At 66.9% G+C, this 17,272-nt stretch carries 14 protein-coding genes; 9 read left to right on the top strand and 5 right to left on the bottom strand.

The window, feature by feature from the left end; genetic code table 11:
* Nucleotides 1–391 precede the first annotated feature (391 nt).
* From ABEA50_RS20915 to ABEA50_RS20905, 3 genes are all read left to right on the top strand, one after another.
* A complete protein-coding gene (locus tag ABEA50_RS20915) occupies nt 392–1,870 on the top strand; it encodes an NAD(P)/FAD-dependent oxidoreductase (protein ID WP_345497281.1) in 1,479 nt (492 codons plus the stop codon).
* A gap of 167 nt (nt 1,871–2,037) precedes the next feature.
* Nucleotides 2,038–3,726 carry a 3-deoxy-7-phosphoheptulonate synthase gene (locus ABEA50_RS20910; RefSeq protein ID WP_345497280.1) on the top strand — a complete coding sequence of 563 codons (1,689 nt, stop codon included), beginning with the start codon at nt 2,038–2,040 and terminating at the stop codon, nt 3,724–3,726.
* A 534-nt stretch (nt 3,727–4,260) separates the two neighbouring features.
* Nucleotides 4,261–5,550, top strand: coding sequence for a cytochrome P450 family protein (locus tag ABEA50_RS20905; RefSeq protein ID WP_345497279.1), 1,290 nt, complete (start codon nt 4,261–4,263; stop codon nt 5,548–5,550).
* A 53-nt stretch (nt 5,551–5,603) separates the two neighbouring features.
* Here ABEA50_RS20905 and ABEA50_RS20900 read toward each other — a convergent pair whose 3' ends face one another.
* Nucleotides 5,604–6,368 carry a crotonase/enoyl-CoA hydratase family protein gene (locus ABEA50_RS20900; RefSeq protein ID WP_345497278.1) on the bottom strand — a complete coding sequence of 255 codons (765 nt, stop codon included), beginning with the start codon at nt 6,366–6,368 and terminating at the stop codon, nt 5,604–5,606.
* A 104-nt stretch (nt 6,369–6,472) separates the two neighbouring features.
* Nucleotides 6,473–6,844, bottom strand: coding sequence for an RDD family protein (locus ABEA50_RS20895; protein WP_345497277.1), 372 nt, complete (start codon nt 6,842–6,844; stop codon nt 6,473–6,475).
* Nucleotides 6,845–7,161: 317 nt separating this feature from the next.
* Between ABEA50_RS20895 and ABEA50_RS20890 the strand changes: the two genes are divergently transcribed.
* The gene (locus tag ABEA50_RS20890; protein ID WP_345497276.1) at nt 7,162–8,073 is read left to right on the top strand and encodes a LysR family transcriptional regulator; all 912 of its coding nucleotides are present in this window, start codon (nt 7,162–7,164) and stop codon (nt 8,071–8,073) included.
* A gap of 109 nt (nt 8,074–8,182) precedes the next feature.
* Nucleotides 8,183–8,935, top strand: a complete 753-nt coding sequence (locus ABEA50_RS20885) for an SDR family oxidoreductase (protein ID WP_345497275.1) — start codon at nt 8,183–8,185, stop codon at nt 8,933–8,935.
* Between the two features lie 84 nt (nt 8,936–9,019).
* Here the strand turns inward: ABEA50_RS20885 and ABEA50_RS20880 are convergent, their stop codons facing one another.
* A complete protein-coding gene (locus ABEA50_RS20880) occupies nt 9,020–10,105 on the bottom strand; it encodes an LLM class flavin-dependent oxidoreductase (RefSeq protein ID WP_345497274.1) in 1,086 nt (361 codons plus the stop codon).
* 347 nt (nt 10,106–10,452) lie between these two features.
* Between ABEA50_RS20880 and ABEA50_RS20875 the strand changes: the two genes are divergently transcribed.
* Nucleotides 10,453–11,004, top strand: coding sequence for a DUF2165 domain-containing protein (locus ABEA50_RS20875; RefSeq protein ID WP_345497273.1), 552 nt, complete (start codon nt 10,453–10,455; stop codon nt 11,002–11,004).
* 551 nt (nt 11,005–11,555) lie between these two features.
* Here ABEA50_RS20875 and ABEA50_RS20870 read toward each other — a convergent pair.
* The gene (locus tag ABEA50_RS20870; protein ID WP_345497272.1) at nt 11,556–12,539 is read right to left on the bottom strand and encodes an aldo/keto reductase; all 984 of its coding nucleotides are present in this window, start codon (nt 12,537–12,539) and stop codon (nt 11,556–11,558) included.
* A 361-nt stretch (nt 12,540–12,900) separates the two neighbouring features.
* Between ABEA50_RS20870 and ABEA50_RS20865 the strand changes: the two genes are divergently transcribed.
* Nucleotides 12,901–13,776, top strand: a complete 876-nt coding sequence (locus ABEA50_RS20865) for an LLM class F420-dependent oxidoreductase (protein ID WP_345497271.1) — start codon at nt 12,901–12,903, stop codon at nt 13,774–13,776.
* A 404-nt stretch (nt 13,777–14,180) separates the two neighbouring features.
* On the opposite strand, the gene ABEA50_RS20860 is transcribed toward ABEA50_RS20865, so the two are convergent.
* A complete protein-coding gene (locus tag ABEA50_RS20860) occupies nt 14,181–14,552 on the bottom strand; it encodes a PepSY domain-containing protein (protein WP_345497270.1) in 372 nt (123 codons plus the stop codon).
* 120 nt (nt 14,553–14,672) lie between these two features.
* Between ABEA50_RS20860 and ABEA50_RS20855 the strand changes: the two genes are divergently transcribed.
* Both ABEA50_RS20855 and ABEA50_RS20850 read left to right on the top strand, forming a co-directional pair.
* Nucleotides 14,673–15,350 (top strand): response regulator transcription factor, encoded by a 678-nt coding sequence (locus ABEA50_RS20855; RefSeq protein WP_345497269.1) that lies wholly within the window; start codon nt 14,673–14,675, stop codon nt 15,348–15,350.
* A complete protein-coding gene (locus ABEA50_RS20850) occupies nt 15,343–17,028 on the top strand; it encodes a sensor histidine kinase (protein ID WP_345497268.1) in 1,686 nt (561 codons plus the stop codon). Before ABEA50_RS20855 ends, ABEA50_RS20850 begins: the two co-directional genes overlap by 8 nt.
* The last annotated feature ends 244 nt before the right edge of the window (nt 17,029–17,272 follow it).

Below are 17,272 nucleotides of genomic sequence, written 5' to 3'. Positions count from 1 at the left end.
AGCCGCGACAGCGCGCCGATCCGACCACCGCAGCACACCACTACCTTGTCCGCGCCACTGCACCTCGCGGTGAACTAGGCACTGCCCCACCGGTTTCCAGATTCCGCGACACCCACCGGGGTGCGCGAACCTGGCATGCCACGTCGACCACGATGCGACGTGCGCTCTCTTCGACGTCCCCGCTATATCGTGGCAAAATTCCAAGACATATCAAATGTGCTGTTCCCCTTAATATTTGAAACGCGATCGCTACACTTCTGGGCGTGCGTCAGTGCAAGAGCTAATCAGTGGCGACACATTCGGTCTCGGCTCTCCATCGTTGTGGGGCCCGACCTCATCCGCCGCCGCGGCGCACAAGTTCTCGGTTGTCGGCAGTTCCAGGGAGTTCGTTATGGGGAACAATCCGCACGTCCTAGTCATCGGTGGCGGCCCGGGTGGGTCGACCGTCGCAGCCTTGCTCGCACGATCGGGGGTGCGGGTCACCCTCTTGGAGCGGGACAAGTTCCCGCGTTATCACATCGGCGAGTCGTTATTGGCCTCGGTGCTCTCGACCCTGCGCCTGTCGGGCGCCTACGACGCCGTCGCCGCGCACGGATTCCAGATCAAGCGGGGCGGCTACTTCCAGTGGCAGAACGACACATGGCGGCTGGACTGGTCGCAACTTGTCGACGCCGAGGCGTGGTCGTGGCAGGTCGACCGTGCGGAGTTCGACGAGATCCTGTTGCGCAATGCCACCGAACAGGGCGCGGAGGTGATCGAGCAGGCCACGGTGCGCGAGATCATCTTCGACGGCGAACGGCCCACCTCGGTGGAATGGACCCTGCTCGGCGACGACACGGTCCGCACCACCGAGTTCGACTTCCTCGTCGACGCGAGCGGGCGCGACGGGCTGCTGGCCAAACGCCATTTCGGTATGCGGCGCCAGCACCCCGCCTTCCGCAATGTCGCGGTGTGGTCGTATTGGGAAGGCGCACAACTGCATCCGGACAGCCCGGAGGGCGCGATCAACGTGACCTCCACCGAGGAGGGTGGCTGGTTCTGGAATATTCCCCTGGCCGGCGGCAGGAACAGCGTCGGCTACGTGGTGTCGGCACGGAAGGCCGCCGAGAAGCTGCGCACCGGCGAACTCCAGAGCTACTACCTCGAAACCCTCGGCGACAGCAAGCCGTTGAGCGAGATGCTGGCTGGTGCGACCCAGGTCGCCGAGGTCAAGGCCGAGCAGGATTACTCGTACGTGTCCGACCGGTTCTGCGGCCCCGGCTACGCGCTGGTCGGCGACTCCGCGGCATTCCTCGATCCGTTGCTGTCCACCGGTGTTCACCTGGCCACCTACGGCGGGCTGGTCGCGGCTGCGGCGATCGCGACGACACTGCGTGGCGAGATGCCGGAAGAGGAGGCTCTGGCCTTCTATCAGGACACCGCGCGCCGCGCCTACACCCGCTTCCTGGTCCTGGTCTCGCGGATGTACGAGCAGTACATCGGGTCCGACGAGTACTTCGCGCACGCGAAGGACCTCACCGCCGAGCACGCGGGCGATACACCCGAGGCCTCGTTCACCAGGATCATGGCCGGGCTCACCGACGTCAACGAATCGGAGGGCCAGCAGCAACGCACCGATACCGGCGCGCTCGTCTCGGAGGTCGAGAACCTGCATTCGGAGTCGGCGAACCTGGAGTACATGGGCCACCTCGACATGTCGGTGGTGTGGGACCACTGGCGTGATCCGCTGGCCGACATCGAGATCGAGGGCTTGCGGGTGGCCACCGAGCCGGTGCTCGGGCTCACCAGGCGAGCGCGCACCGAGCAGGAGGTCGCGGCGGTGGCGCGGCCGGTCTTGGCGCCGAAAGACGCCGAGACTCCCGCGCGGTAGTTCCGGACAGCACGCACACGGAGTGATGGCCGTTGACAAGCATGCGGCCCGCCGCTGCGCCGGGCGATTCATCGTCCGACGCAGCGGTCCGGGGAGAACATCTCGAAGAGACCGGGCGTTTCACGCGTCCGCGGACCAGGATATTGCTGGCCAGCGATGGTTTCACCATGCCGATCCTGGAAGCGATCCTCGACACCGAACTCCAGGTGCGAGTACTGCGCCAGGATGAACTCGCGGCACGACGACTCCCCGAGGCGATTCGCGAGCTGCTGCGGGTCGGCGACGACGATCGGGTGATCGTGCGTCGTTCGTGTCTGCTGGACTCCGATCTCGTGACCGCCTCGGTCAATTACGTCGTCACCGTCCCCGAACCCGCGGTGGGAACCGGGGTCGAGGATGTGCGGGTGCCGATCGGCTACAGCTTGCTCTCGCACGGCGTGCGACAAAGCCGTCACGTCGTGCGGGTCGGCCACACCCGTTGGCCGGACGGACGGCTCTGCGCGGCAAAGGCTTACGTGATCGTGCGTGGCGAGCAGCCACTGTGCTATATCCGTGAGTCGTTCAATCCCGGCCTCATCGCGCCGGATCACTCGCGGGCGACCGATGCCGATCGTTGGGACGACGAGCCGGAAGGGGAGGCCGGGTCTTCCGAGGAATACGCCGCGGCAGGGGTCCGCACGCCGTCACACGATGGGTCGACCATGCCCGCGCCGTCGTCGAGGCCCGGCGCGGCACCCGATTCACGCGGCCCCTCTTCGCTGCGAACCGAATTGGCCGACGCCACCCACGGAGACGCTTTCGTCCTGCACCTCGGCCAGCGCACCGACCACGGCGGCGCGCCGGCACTGCTGTATGCCGCCTCGGCAGTCGTGACCCACGCCCTCGGCCGCGCGACCGTTCCGGTACTCACCCACCGAGCCGCCGAAACAGCCGACCCAGCACTGTCTTCCGAGAACCGGTTCGCGCGCGAGATCGCGGCCGGCGACCGTGCGCGCCACGACGATCCGGTGACCACCCGCCGACAACACAGCCCCGCCACACCGAGCCACGCCATTATTGAAACACACGACACACCAGAGCTTTTCGTAGACCGAGGGATAGTGGACGCAGGGTCGCGCGGCGGTCCGCACACCGAATCCACCGGCGCCCACCGAGCACCAACACTGATCGCGACCAGCGCCGAACTCCTTCGTCGCACCGCGCAGCTTCCAGGGCTTCCGGTGCCACCCGATTTGCTTCGTGAGGTAGCCGGGCTCATGCCGCTCGCCGCCACACTCGCACCGACCGCACGGGAACTGCACACCTCGATCCCCGCGCTGTGGTGGTCGCGGACCGTACCGTCGGCCACGCACCGAGCGACGATACCGCCTCCCGATGCGCGCGCCGACCAACTCTGGTTCGACTACGCGCCGCTGACGCCGCAACATCTGCGCCGCGCGACATCCACCGACCGGCCCGTCGGCGTACTGCTCGACCCGGCGACCACCGCGGCCGAGGTCGAGACCCTGTGCCGTGCGTTCGGTGCCGACACCCCACCCGGCAAACTCACCCTGGTGGCCCGAGTCGCGGCCACCGACGCCGAGCGGCTGCCCGAGCTGTTCGCCGCCGCGGGAAGCACCCCGGTGTGTTGGCTCTACGACCCGCTGCCCCCCGAGTTTCGAGCCGCCGCCGACACGGCGACCGCCGAATTCGACACCGGTGACCTCGCCGCCATCGGTACCGCGACCACGGCGTTCTTCCGCGCCTGCCGAGCGACCGACACCGTCGTCGGTGGTCTGCGTCTATCCGACGCACTCACACCGGGTCAAGTGTTGCGGTGTGTGCTTCTCGCGCTCACCGAAGCACGAACGCCCTGAGCCGGGACAGGTCTGGTCGACCACTCGCACGCGGTCCGTGCTGCCCGCGGCGGGGGTTGTCCGCCCCCGGCTCTGCGCCACGCGCGCTCACCACGGGTGAAAAGCGCGACGCACTCGCGGAACCCCGTGTCACGCAGTAATATCCATGCATCGATCATGCCTATCGAATCCGGTCAAGACGCACCGACCTGTGGTCGGCGGGTTATTTCCGCGACCCCGTCGCACCGACCGGACCCGACCGACCCGCCACCCGTGCGCGCCGGGCCGCCCTCGCGGGGTGCGACCCGCGATCGCCTCGGCCGTCACGATCCACACGGCCGCCACCGATTTCGGCGGTGCGGACCCCTCCACGTCGTTATGTTGCTAGCGTGGGCGGGTCGTCGGGCGCCGGGCAGGTCATGAAAAGCTGTCGTAGCGAACCCGCAACGACCCGACACGTCGCCGACCTACGTTCGTGACCCCGCTCGAAACACGGGTCCACGGTCGCCGGTTCGGTTTTGTCGAGTCCTGTTCTCTCGTCTGGAGTCACGTCTTTTGGCCACCCCACAGTCCCCGATCACCACACCGGACATCCTGACCACCACCACCGGTGGGTGTCCCGTTCAGCACGCGACGCCCGCCGACACCGACGGCCAGCGGTTCGCGCTGTACACCCCGGAATTCGTCGCCGACCCGCACCGGGCCTACCACGCGATGCGTGCGCAGTTCGGCTCGCTGGTTCCGGTGGAACTGGCGCCAGGCGTCCCGGCCACGCTCGTGGTCGGCCATGCCGTCGCGGTGCGAATCCTCAACGACCCCACACACTTTCCCGCCGACCCGAGGACATGGCAGAAGTCCGTGCCCGAGGACTGCCCGGTGCGCCCGATGATGGGCTGGCTACCGGCCGCACGCAACAGCGACGGTGCCACGCACGCCCGCTACCGCGACGCCTCGGTCTCCGGCATCGACGGCATCGATCTGCATTCGGTGAACTCGACTGTCGAGCGGGTCGCGCTTCCGCTGATCAACGCTTTCTGCCGTAACGGGTCGGCGGACCTGGTGGCGCAGTACGCGTTTCCGCTCGTGCTCGAGGTGCTCAACCAGATGGTCGGCTGCCCGGACGAGATCGGCCGACGGGTCGCCGACGGGATGGCGGCGCGATTCGACTCGGTCAACCCCGCGCTCGGCATGCAAATGCTGAAATCGGCGCTGATGGAGCTGATCACGCTCAAGCGTGAACAGCCGGGTAACGATGTCACCTCGCGGCTGGCCCAGCACCACGGCGGCCTCGATGACATCGAGGTCTTCGCCCAGCTGATGAGCTTCTACGGCGCGGGATTCGAGGCGCAGCGCAATCTGATCACCAACGCGCTGCTGCTGATGATCACCGACGACCGGTTCAAATTCGGCGACGTGATGGGCAGGAACCTCTCGACCGCCAACGCGATCGACGAGGTGTTGTTCAACGACCCGCCGATGGCGAACTTCTGCACAACCTATCCGCGGCAACCGATCTCGGTCGACGGTGTCTGGCTGCCCGCTGATCAGCCGGTGGTGGTTAGCCTCGCCGCCTGCAACAACGACCCCGAGATTCGCGGCAATCAGGACAGCAGCATCGGCAACCGGTCACATCTGGCGTGGAGTGCGGGCCCGCACACCTGTCCCGCCAAGGACGTCGCCTATCTGACCGTGCAGTACGCCATCGACCAACTCTTCGATGTGCTGCCCGATATTCAGCTGGCCGTCCCCACCGACACGCTGCTGTGGCGGCCGGGTCCGTTCCACCGCGCGATGGCGTCGTTCCCGGTGGTGTTCTCCGCGTCCGCGCCGGTACACATCATGTAGCGCACCCCGCGCCCGCCCCTCGTACATCGTCGCGGGGCGGGCGGTAGGCATCGTCAGCGCCCCTGCCACCGCGGCGGGCGCTTCTCGGCGAAGGCGCGCGAACCTTCCTGCGCGTCCTGCGAAGTCATGACCTCGCGAACGTAGTCGGTTTGCGCGGCGAACCCTTCGGCCGCGGTCCAATCGATCGCACCGGCGACGATCTGCTTGGTCGCCCGCACCGCCAGCGGCGCGTTCACCGCGATCCGCGCGGCGAGTTCCCGCGCCCCCGCCAGCGCGCCGCCCTCCTCGGTGAGGGCGTTGACCAGCCCGTATCCGTGCGCTTGCTCGGCGGTCAGCGGGTCACCGGTGAGCGCGATCTGCATCGCGACCTGATACGGCAACGTCTTCGGCAGCCGGAGCAAACCACCGCCCGCCGCGACCAACCCGCGCTTGACCTCGGGGATACCGAACTTCGCCGCCCGCGAGGCAACGATCAGATCCGCGCTCAACGCGAGTTCGAACCCGCCAGCCAGCGCCCACCCCTCGACCGCGGCGACCAACGGTTTCGTCGGCGGACGCTCGGTGAGCCCACCGAAGCCCCTACCCGCGACCATCGGCGCCTCGCCGCGCACGAACGCCTTCAGATCCATTCCCGCACAGAAGGTTCCGCCCGCACCGGTGAGAATGCCGATCGAGAGGTCCGAGCGGGACTCCAGCTCGTCGACCGCCTCGGCGATGCCCTCGGCGGTCGCACGGTCGATGGCATTGCGTGCCTCGGGACGGTTGATCGTGATCACCGCGATCCCGTCGGCGAACTCGGTGAGTACAGGCTGGCTCATTCGGCTGCTCCTCGCTGCCAGGTCGGTCGGCTCGAAGCCACGCTAGTCACTCGACCTACGACAGGTACGAGTAATCCGCCGATCGACGCCACGGCAGCACGAAGTCAGACGGTGATACCGCGCGCCAAGTCCCGACGCAGCACCGTGCGCAAGCCGCACGCCTCCGGCAGTGTCCCCTCCAGCATGGGCTGGAACACGACGAGCACGAAACCGAGCAACCAACGCCGCATGGCTTGCCCGAACCGAGGCCGTTTGCCGTCCCGCCACCGCACGACGCGCATGCCGAGCAAGAACTTCGCGGCAGTCGTGCGGAACAGCACGGCGCCGACAACGTGGTTGAGGAACGACAACGGCAGCGCACACCCGACCAAACCAGCGAAGACTGCGAGCGCGCCGTCAGCATCGGGGAAGACTCGTTGGGTGAGGCCGAGACCGATCAGCAGCGCGAGCAGACCGTCCAGCACGGCCCCCAGCATGACTCGGTCTTCGCTCGCGGGAGCGGGAGCATGCGACGGTTCCGCCGGACGGGTCTTGAATATCATTGAGCGGTCCCTGTATTCGCGTGACGGTCAGTGTCCTGGTTGACCGTATCCAATACCGACCGCGACAGCACATCGACGCGATCGAGGAACGCGGACGACCGAACCCACCGCGATGTGGTGAGGCCGGGCGGCTCATTGCGCGACCCCCACCACATCGCCCATCGAAGATATGTGCCCGGTCGGCCGAGGGGAAACAGCAGAAGCGGAGCTTTCCACAAGCAACGGTTGTGACCGCCGGTAAAGTCCAGGTAGTGCCCCCACCGTTCCCGCGACAGGACGAGCCGCCGGATCTCCGGCGGCTCCAGCAATTCGTCTGTGTCGCGGAACTTTCCGGGTTCAGTAGGGCAGCCGAACGATTACATCTGAGCCAGCAGGCGCTCAGCAGCTCGGTCGCGCGACTGGAATCCCAGCTGGGCGTGACGCTGTTCGACCGCACCGGGCGACAGGTCAGGATGACGGCGGCGGGTCGCGCGCTCTACGAACGCGCGAGCGCCTTACTCGCCGCGGGACACGTACTGGGCCAACAGGTTCGCGATGCCGCGGCGGCGGCGCATCGCCCGTTCGTGGTCGCGCACACGCCCGCGATCACGACCGAAGAGGTGCACGGATTATTGGCGCCGATCCGCGCCGCGACCGAGGTGTCGGTGACGGCCGCCCAGATGTTCCCGCACCAACTGGAGCCCTCGATTCTCGACGGCACGGTCGACGTGGCGTTGCGCCGTGGCATCGCGGTGTCGAGCAATCTGGCCGCGGCGGTGATCGCCTACCACCCGCTGCGTATCGCGGTCGCGCGCTCACATCCGCTGGCGGCGGTAGATCGGCTCGCGGTGCAGCGATTGCGCGACGAGCAGATCGTGGTGTGGGCGCCGCCGGGGTCGTCGTTCTACACCGATTTCATCTCCAGCACTTGCCGTCGCGCCGGATTCGAGCCGACGCTGGTCATCAATCGCGTTCAGGGAACGGCACCGGTGACGGCCGCACTCGACTACCCCACCGCCGTGGCCTTCGTGACCGCGCCCGCAGGGCCCGCACTCGGCGGCGAGGTCGTGGTGATCGATCTGGAAGATCCGCCGTTGACCCCGGTGCAGGCAGTGTGGCTGCCGCACACCCACTCACCGATCCGCGATCTCATGACGACGGGCGCCACGGCGCAACCCCAGTAACAACCAATATTTGTTGGTAGACCGCAAAGTTCTGTTTTTCATTTGTAGTTGATCGCCCTACCGTCGAGGACGCAAGATTTCGTTCCCGATTGACGAAAGGGGCTCGACCATGACGCAAGAGCTGGCAGGCAAGTCCGCGGTGGTAGCGGCGGGCGCGAAGAACCTCGGCGGACTGATCAGCACACACCTGGCCGCACGCGGCGCCAACGTGCTGGTGCACTACAACAGCGACGCCAGCGAACCCGACGCGGACAAGACCGTGGCCGCGGTCGAGGCCGCGGGGTCGAAAGCGGCCAAGTTCCAGGCCGATCTGACCGTGCCCGCGAACATCGTCGAGCTGTTCGATGCGGCCGTCGCGGCATTCGGTTCCGTGGACATCGCCGTCAACACCGTGGGCAAGGTGCTGCGCAAGCCGATCACCGAAACTACCGAAGCCGACTACGACTCGATGTTCGCGATCAATGCCAAGGCCGCGTACTTCTTCCTCCAAGAAGCGGGTAAACGGCTCGAAGACGGGGGACGCGTCGTCACCATCGTGACCGCGCTACTCGCGGCTTTCACCGACGGTTACTCCACCTACGCGGGGTCCAAGAGCCCGGTCGAACACTTCACCCGCGCGGCGGCCAAGGAATTCGGCGAACGCTTGATCACGGTCAACTCCATCGCGCCCGGCCCGATGGATACGCCGTTCTTCTACCCGCAGGAAACCCCCGAGCGAGTCGAGTTCCACAAATCGCAGGGCCTCGGCGGACGGCTCACCCGCATCGAAGACATCGCGCCCCTGGTCGATTTCCTGGTCACCGACGGCGGCTGGGTCACCGGTCAGACGATCTTCGCCAACGGCGGATACACCACCCGCTGACGAAACCACCTCCGCGAAATGAACAACGACACCGCTCGACCGCGCTGAATTACGCGGGAGCGGTGCCGTCGGCGGTGGGCCCGCTCAGTCCGAGGTGACGATGCCGAGCTTGCGCAATCGCGGCAGCACCGCGCGGGAGAACAGGCGCATACTCGCCTCCGCCTTGTCGTGATCCATGCCGCCGCAGGAGAATCCACAGTTCTGGTCGTAGTCGCCGAACGCCTCGTAGCGTTCGACGATCCGCGCAACGATCTGCTCGGGGGTCCCGGTGAGCTGCGCGGCCCAATACCCCTCGGCCGCCGCCTCTTTGCCCGCCGCGATCATCGCGTCGGCCATGGCGGCGTAGGACTGGTAGCCGCTGATGTCGTCGAAATGGCCGGACTTGTCCAAGCCGTAGTGACTCATGGTGAGCGCGAAGTGAACGTCGATCGCCTCTTTCGAGGTCCGACGCGACTCTTCGGGGTCTTCGGAGCAGTACACCGAGTCCGAAAGGACCACACGCGGCGCGTCGACGCCGTGGTTGGCGCGGTAGAGCTCGCGGTACTCGGCGAAGTCGGCGGCGTGCTGTTCGATCGGGAACTGCGAGAACGAGGCGATCGCGGCGCCGACCTGCGCGGCCGCGACCCGCGAGTCCCCCGACATCGCGATGCTGATGACGCGGTCACGGAACGAGGCCAGCGGCGCGGGCCGAATCGGCGCGGGTGCCTGCGGGTAGAACGGGCCGTCCCCCTGCACGGTGCCGGTCTCCAGACCTTCCAGGATCATCTTCAATGATTCGTCGAAACGCCCGCGCGCCTGCGACATCGGAATCCCGAAGACGTCGTACTCCTTCTGCGAGAGCCCACGACCGACACCTAGTCGGGCACGCCCGCCGGATAGATGATCGAGCAGCGTGACCTTCTCCGCGATACGCAGCGGATCGTTCCACGGCAGAATGGCGCCGCCGGTGGTCAGCGTGACCCGCTCGGTCTTGGCCGCGAGATAGCTGAGCACAGCGAAATTGTCCGGACACATCGAATAGTCGCCGTCGAAATGGTGCTCTACACACCAGATCCCCGCGAACCCCAGCGGCTCGGCCAGTTCGGCCAGCGCCAGCTCCCTGCGGTAGAACTCGGCATCGGTGAGTTCCTTGGCGCGCCCAGTGAAGAACATCTGGTAAGTGACCTGCATGTATCGACTTCCAATCTCTCTATTTCCGGTCGGTCGCAAAGTCGCGTAGCCACAGCGGCACCCAGCCTCGATGGCCGTGCCTACCAGCCGGTTCGGTGGTCTCGACCGGGTATTCGACCGTGCACGAACAACACTCGGGAGACATGAGGGCATCCTCTCAGCAAAACGGTCGTTCACGCCAGCCACGCGCGGTCGCACCGGTGCGCGCGAACACGACCACGCGCTCCCACCAGCGGGAGCATCGAATGGTCTTGCGGGAAGGTGGTATTGGCGGCACCATCTCGAAGCGGGCGTGCCCGACAGGCACCGGGGCGTCGGACGAACGCGCACATCGTGGAGGTAGTGACATGAAGGTGAACGGCACAAGATTTCTCGATGTCGCGGGCAGTAGAAATGCCGCGGTCGCGGCGCTGGCCACGATCACCGGGTTCTACTACCTGTTCGTCGCGATCACCAACTGCACCGACACCGACACCAACCGCAATGCCGTCGCCGCCGTGCTGTCGATGAAATCGACCATCCACAAGGGCGGAACGGACTGGCGCGCGATCACCAACGGCAACGTCGCGCTTGTCGCCTACATCCTCATCGTGATCTGGGAATTCCTCATCGCCTTCGCACTACTCGCCGGCGCGCTGCAATGGGGAAGGGTGCTACTGCGACGGGGTCGCGACGCCACCGCGGGTGCCGCCGTGGCCGTAGGACTTTCGAGCCTGGGATGGACGATGGCCGTGCTGTTGTTCGCGGGCGGATTCCTGACCGTCGGCGGTGAATGGTTCCGCATGTGGGCGAACGACGATGTCGACGCGTCATCGGCGGCCCTCCAGAACTTCCTGATCGCCGGGGTCGGGCTGATCCTCGTGCACCTGCCCGAACGCGATACCGCCGCACGCCGCTGATTCGAACGCGCCCGGCGCCGAGCCGGCAACGGGCGCGCGGAACACACCGTGGACAAGCTCGGCACAACGGTTGTCCATAGCGCTGAAGCAGCCGGTACCGGAGGCGTGCGCGCGGCGCGATCGCCGAGGGCAGCCCGCTCGAAGTCACTCGGCCCGCGCCGCCGCCGGATGCCGGTCGACGTCGCGTCGACGCCTGAAATCGCTGCGGGAAAAGGTATTCGGCGACCTTCATCCACCACGTACCACCGCGACCATCTCGGCAGGCGACGCCCCGGCCGAAGGCACGGTGCGCGCCCAAGCCGAGATGGCGCGGCGGCCACTCGAGTGAATGCACCGACCGGTAACAGGGTTCCGGGAATCCGCGCCAGTGCCGCCGCGGGCGCCTCCACGGACGGCGCAGCAGCCGGAGCACGTGTTGCTCACGCCGAAATGGTGCGGCGCCCACCCCCAGCATTTATGCCCACGAGTCGTCGCCGATCGTCAGTACCTCGTCGGTGGCCGACCCCCACCCCTCGGCGTAAACCTGCCGGCCGTGCGCGACCCTGAGCGGTTCAGCGATTCACCGCCCGCGCCAAGCGCTCCGGGTAGCGCGCTCCGGCGAAAGCCGAGGCCGGTGCGGCGGCGTCGATACGGGCGAGATCGTCCTCGGAGAGCACGATCTGCGCCGCGGCCGCGTTCTCCTCGAGGTAGGTCCTGCGCTTGGTGCCGGGAATCGGAACCACGTCGTCGCCGCGGCTGTGCACCCAGGCGAGCGCCAATTGCCCTGCGGTGATGCCTTTCTCGGCGGCCAGCGCACGCAGCGCGGCAACGATCGCCAGATTCTTGTCGAAGTTGTCGCCGTCGAACCGCGGCAAGCCGCGGCGCATGTCGTCGGCGGGCAACTCGGCGGTAGAGGTGATCGCGCCGGTGAGGAAGCCGCGGCCGAGCGGGGAGAACGGCACGATGCCGATATTCAACTCACGGCAGGTCGGCACGATCTCGGCCTCGATCTCCCTGGTCCACAACGACCACTCGCTCTGCAACGCCGTCACCGGATGCACGGCGTGCGCGCGGCGAATGGTCTCGGCCGACGCCTCGGAGATGCCGAGGTAGCGGACCTTGCCCGCGGTGACCAACTCCGACAACGCACCCCACGTCTCCTCCACCGGAACGTCCGGGTCGACCCGGTGCTGGTAGTAGAGATCAATGTGGTCGACGCCCAGGCGCTCCAACGACCGGTCGCAGCTGGCCGCTACATAGTCGGCGTCGCCGCGCGCCCCCATCGAACCGCCCTCGCCCCAGACGATGCCGAACTTGGTGGCGAGCACCACCTCGTCCCTTCGACCCGCGATAGCGCGGCCGACCAGCCGCTCGTTGGTCTCCGGTCCATACACGTCGGAGGTATCGAGCAGCGTCACACCCAGGTCGAGCGCGCGGTGAATGGTGGCGATGGATTCGTCGTCGTTGTCGCGCACGCCATAGGCCTGGCTCATACCCATGCAGCCGAGTCCCTGCGCGCCGACGGTCAGCTCGCCGAGGTTCCTGGTGGGGATCATGCGGGTCTCCTGTTCTCACGCACGTCGGTGCTCGTTTCGCGAACTGTGGCCGACAAGCATTAGCGATGTCCGACGCTACGACCTGGAGCGCGCTCCATGTCAACATCGGGACCGACGACTCGCCTCGGCCGCACCCGGCGGGTGTCGGGCAACATCCACCAGCATTGTCGTCTCGCCGAGCCTCGACGACCAGGTACACCCCGGGAATTCTCCGGGGACGATCGGTGAAAGTTCGGATCCCGACGTGAACCTGGCGGGCAACTACCTCCGCGGGCGCCAGGTCGACTCGACGCCTTGACTTGGAGCGCACTCCAAGTCATAGCGTGAGCACAGCTCGTTCACACCACAAGGAGAGCACGCGATGGAACTCGGAATTCACGTACCGATCTTCGACATCGACGGCGGCACCACCGCCATCGCCGGCGAACTCGCCAGGGTCGGCGCCTCGGCCGAAGCCGCGGGCGCCACCTGGCTGTCGTTCATGGACCACTACTTCCAGATCGAACCGACGGGGTTGCCCGCCGAAGCGAACATGCTCGAGGGCTACACCACGCTCGGCTTCCTCGCCGCGCACACCTCGAACATCAAGCTCGGCCTGCTGGTCACCGGCGTCACCTACCGCCACCCAGGACTGCTCGCGAAGATCGTCACCACGCTCGACGTGCTGTCGCAGGGTAGGGCCGCACTCGGCATCGGCGCGGCGTGGTTCGATCGCGAACACGCAGGACTCGGCGTGCCGTACCCGTCGACCAAAGAGCGGTTCGAGCGACTGGAAGAAGCGCTGCGCATCGCGTTGCAGATGTGGGACCCGAACAACAACGGTCCCTTCGAAGGCACGCACTACCAACTTGCCGAGACGCTGTGCAACCCACAGCCGATTCACCGTCCCGAGATCCTGATCGGCGGTGGCGGCGAGCGCAAGACGCTGCGCCTGGTGGCCCAGTACGGCAATGCGTGCAACCTGTTCGACACCACACCCGACGAGGTCGCCCACAAGCTCGACGTGCTGCGGCGCCATTGCGACGACCTCGGGCGCGACTTCAGCGCGATCCGCACGACGATCACCTCGCACGGTTTAGGCCCCGAACTGGACAACCGCGACGAATTCGTCAAGCAGATGGCCGATTACGCGAAAATCGGTGTGCAACAGGTCATCGTCATCCCGCCCACCGGCTCGCCTGCCGCATGGATCGACGGCGTGGCTCCGGCCGTCGGGCAACTCGCCGAACTGGGCTGACCGGATCGAGCCGGCGGCGGAAGCCTCCCGCGTCCCCGGACCGGGCGGCTTCCGTCGTGTTCGACGGTCGCTGCCACAACACCCGGCCGAGTCCCCCTCGGATGTCTCCGCGCACGCTCTCGGGCCGTGCGTGTCGCTCGCCGAGCGATCGAAGCTGATTCGCTGACGACTCGCTCAGCTGCCCACCCGACAGCACGTCAACCTTCCGCACTCGACTCGCCGCCGGTTCGACATCACAACTCCTGCGCCGCATGGCATCCCGTGACGACGCCGCGCCGGCCGCGCATGCTGTCGACACACGACGGCAGGTCGACACCACCGAACCGGGTGTGGCGCTTCCCGCACACCGAATCCGTCCAGCCCGACTCGATCCGCGGGAAGCGCCACACCCGGCAACAACCCGATCAGCGGTGGGTGTCGATGATCTTGCCGGTGCCGGCATCGACATGGACCTCGGATTCGATGCCCTCGGGTGTGCGCAGCTCGATGTCCCACACCGGCACGCCATTGTCGGTGTCCAGTTCCGCCTCGACCACGGTGGCGCCCGGTACGGCGCGCAGTGCCTCGTCGATCGCTTGCTGGCGATCGACACCGGGCGCGGCGGTCAGCGACCACTCCGGGGTCGGCCGTTCGAAGGCGACGGTGTGGCCCTGGTACCCGGACGGGTCGGCGGCGATGAACGCCGTCGCGGCGCTCGTGCCGACGACGACGGCGGCGACCACGGCGCCGACCAGGATCCAACGCAAACCGGTGAACGCGCGGCGAATGATGCTCATGATGAAACCTCCGGGGAGAGTGACTTTCTCGACTGTGGTGAGCACTGTGGCAGGTCTCGGCTGAACCGAAACTGAAGCCGCCTGAAGCCGATTTCAGGTTCGGTCTGCCACCCTGTGTGCATGCGCCTGCTGATCGTGGAGGATGAGAAGCGTCTCGCCAACGCTTTGTCGAATGGTCTGTCGGCCGAGGGTTTCGCCGTCGACCTCGCGCACGACGGTATCGACGGGCTACACATGGCCACCACCACCGATTACGACCTGGTGATTCTCGACCTCATGCTGCCGGGGATGAACGGTTACAAGGTGTGCGCCGAACTGCGCGCCGCGGGGCAGGAGACGCCCGTGCTGATGCTCACCGCCAAGGACGGCGAGTACGACGAGGCAGAGGGGTTGGACACCGGCGCCGACGACTATCTCACCAAACCCTTCTCCTATGTGGTGCTACTCGCCCGCATCCGTGCCCTGCTGCGGCGCAGGACCCGCGGCGGCGCAAAGGAATTCAAGGTCGGCGATCTCGTCCTCGACCCGAACACCCACACCTGCCGCCGCGGCGGAAACGAGGTGTCACTCACGGCGAAGGAATTCGCGGTGCTCGAATATCTCGCGGTCCGCGCCGGTGAGGTGGTGTCCAAATCCGACATCATCGAGCACGTGTGGGACTTCGCCTATGACGGCGACCCGAACATCGTCGAGGTTTACATCAGTACCCTGCGCCGCAAGATCGACACCCCGTTCGGTTGCCGGTCCATCGCCACCGTGCGCGGGGCGGGATATCGTCTGGTGGTCGAGCGTGCCTGAGCGCGCGAATCGTCGTGGGGCGTGGTGGAGTTCGGTTCGCGCACGCACCACTGCGGGTGCCACCGTCGTGGTGGCGGTGGCGATGACCGCCGCGGGCCTCATCGTCCTGGCGGCGCTACGCCACAATCTGGTGGAGAGCGCGGACATGCAGGCGGAGACGACTGCGCGCAATGTCGCCACCCAGTTGTCGGCGGGCACGGGACTCGCGGGCTTACGGCTTCCGGATCCCGAAGATCAACCGGTGCAGGTGGTTTCGGCGGATCGTCGGGTTCTGGCCACCGACGACGGACTGCACCTGCGCACTCCCCTGCTCGACGTCGACCCTTACGCGACGAGCACGACCCGCGATCACGCGAACGACGACGACTCAGACGACGACGCTGACGACGCTGACGACGCTGACGACGCTGACGACGCTGACGACGCTGACGACGCTGACGACGCTGACGACGCTGACGACGAGCATGCCAGCCCCGACTCGGACAAACACTCGACCGGAACCTTTGGCGAATCCGAGCACAAGAGCGACCACGAGGCCCACGAGAAGGGCGACGGCGCCACCGAGAACAAGGACCACCACGGCCTGACCGAAAACAACACCGAACCCCAGGCCGCATCAGCCCAGGCGCCGACTTCGGATGCTGCCGAAATCACCTTCACGCAAGCGCATCTCACCATCGACGACGACACCGCGAACGATTACCGCGTCGCGACCCTCGCCGCCACCGCGAACGGACAACCCGTCACCCTCTACGCGGGCGCCTCACTCGAAGCGGCCGACAGCGCCGTCGCCGACGTCCGCCGCGTCATGCTGCTTGGCCTCGGCCCACTGCTGGCAATCGTGGCCGCCGTGACGTGGTTGGTGACCCGCCGCGCCCTGCGCCCGGTCGAATCCATCCGCACCGAACTCGTGGAGATCATGGGCGGCGACCTGTCTCGCCGTGTGCCCGAACCGAATTCGCGCGACGAGATCGCCCGCCTCGCCGTCACCACCAACGACACCCTCGCCGCACTGGAAGCCTCAGCCGAACGCCAACGCCGCTTCATCGGCGACGCCGCGCACGAACTACGCAGCCCGATCGCCAGCCTGCGCACCCAACTCGAGGTCGCGCAGGCGCATCCGCATCTGTTGGAGCTGGACGGCGTCATCGAAGACACGGTGCGCCTGGAAAACCTCGCCGCTGACCTGCTGCTGCTGGCCAGACTCGACGCGGGCGAACGGCCCCGCGCCGACAGCATCGACCTCGACGCGCTGATCCGCACCGAACTGTCCCGCAGAGCCCACGACCGCTTCCCCGCCGAGACCGCCCTACCCGGCACACCGATCACAGTGTCCGGCAGCCGACCTCAGCTCTCCCGCGTCCTGTGCAACCTGGTCGACAACGCCCAACGGCACGCCACCAGTACGGTGCGAGTCGACCTGAACCGAATCGACGACACCGCCGTACTGACCGTCACCGACGACGGCCCCGGCGTCCCGGAATCCGACCGCGACCACATCTTCCAACGCTTCGTCCGCCTCGACGACGCCCGCAGCCGCGACGAAGGCGGCGCGGGCCTCGGCCTCGCCATCGTCCGCGACGTGGTCGAACAGCACGGCGGCACCATCACCGTCACCGAATCCCCCACCGGTGGAGCTAGATTCGTTGTCACCCTGTTGCTCGCACGCTCGGTCTGATTCACGTCGCGCGACCGCACACCCCGCACTGTTGATGACGCTGGACGCGCCCTGCGGGGAGCTGCTCACCACGGGCGCCGCAGGGGGCGGGTGGTGGCAGCGATATCGGCCGCTGGGTCAGGAATTCTCGGCGTCACCATCGCTCGTCGCTGGAATAGCCGCACCGGACGCCGCGGCCGATCCTCGGCACCGGACACCCGCTCCAGCGCACGATGGCGACTAATTCGTCGGTGGCACAGCAGGA

This window comes from Nocardia callitridis, from assembly GCF_039543305.1.
Lineage (GTDB): Bacteria > Actinomycetota > Actinomycetes > Mycobacteriales > Mycobacteriaceae > Nocardia > Nocardia callitridis.
The sequence above is the reverse complement of the archived record's forward strand: the minus strand, read 5'-3'. Positions and strand labels throughout refer to the sequence as shown.

Bases quoted from the DNA above. Each gene is read 5' to 3' on its own strand.
- ABEA50_RS20865 (WP_345497271.1), top strand. From the start codon at position 12,901: ATGGAACTCGGAATTCACGTACCGATCTTCGACATCGACGGCGGCACC.
- ABEA50_RS20910 (WP_345497280.1), top strand. From the start codon at position 2,038: ATGCCGATCCTGGAAGCGATCCTCGACACCGAACTCCAGGTGCGAGTA.
- ABEA50_RS20885 (WP_345497275.1), top strand. From the start codon at position 8,183: ATGACGCAAGAGCTGGCAGGCAAGTCCGCGGTGGTAGCGGCGGGCGCG.
- ABEA50_RS20875 (WP_345497273.1), top strand. From the start codon at position 10,453: ATGAAGGTGAACGGCACAAGATTTCTCGATGTCGCGGGCAGTAGAAAT.
- ABEA50_RS20855 (WP_345497269.1), top strand. From the start codon at position 14,673: ATGCGCCTGCTGATCGTGGAGGATGAGAAGCGTCTCGCCAACGCTTTG.
- ABEA50_RS20870 (WP_345497272.1), bottom strand. From the start codon at position 12,539: ATGATCCCCACCAGGAACCTCGGCGAGCTGACCGTCGGCGCGCAGGGA.
- ABEA50_RS20860 (WP_345497270.1), bottom strand. From the start codon at position 14,552: ATGAGCATCATTCGCCGCGCGTTCACCGGTTTGCGTTGGATCCTGGTC.
- ABEA50_RS20880 (WP_345497274.1), bottom strand. From the start codon at position 10,105: ATGCAGGTCACTTACCAGATGTTCTTCACTGGGCGCGCCAAGGAACTC.
- ABEA50_RS20895 (WP_345497277.1), bottom strand. From the start codon at position 6,844: ATGCTGGGGGCCGTGCTGGACGGTCTGCTCGCGCTGCTGATCGGTCTC.
- ABEA50_RS20915 (WP_345497281.1), top strand. From the start codon at position 392: ATGGGGAACAATCCGCACGTCCTAGTCATCGGTGGCGGCCCGGGTGGG.
- ABEA50_RS20900 (WP_345497278.1), bottom strand. From the start codon at position 6,368: ATGAGCCAGCCTGTACTCACCGAGTTCGCCGACGGGATCGCGGTGATC.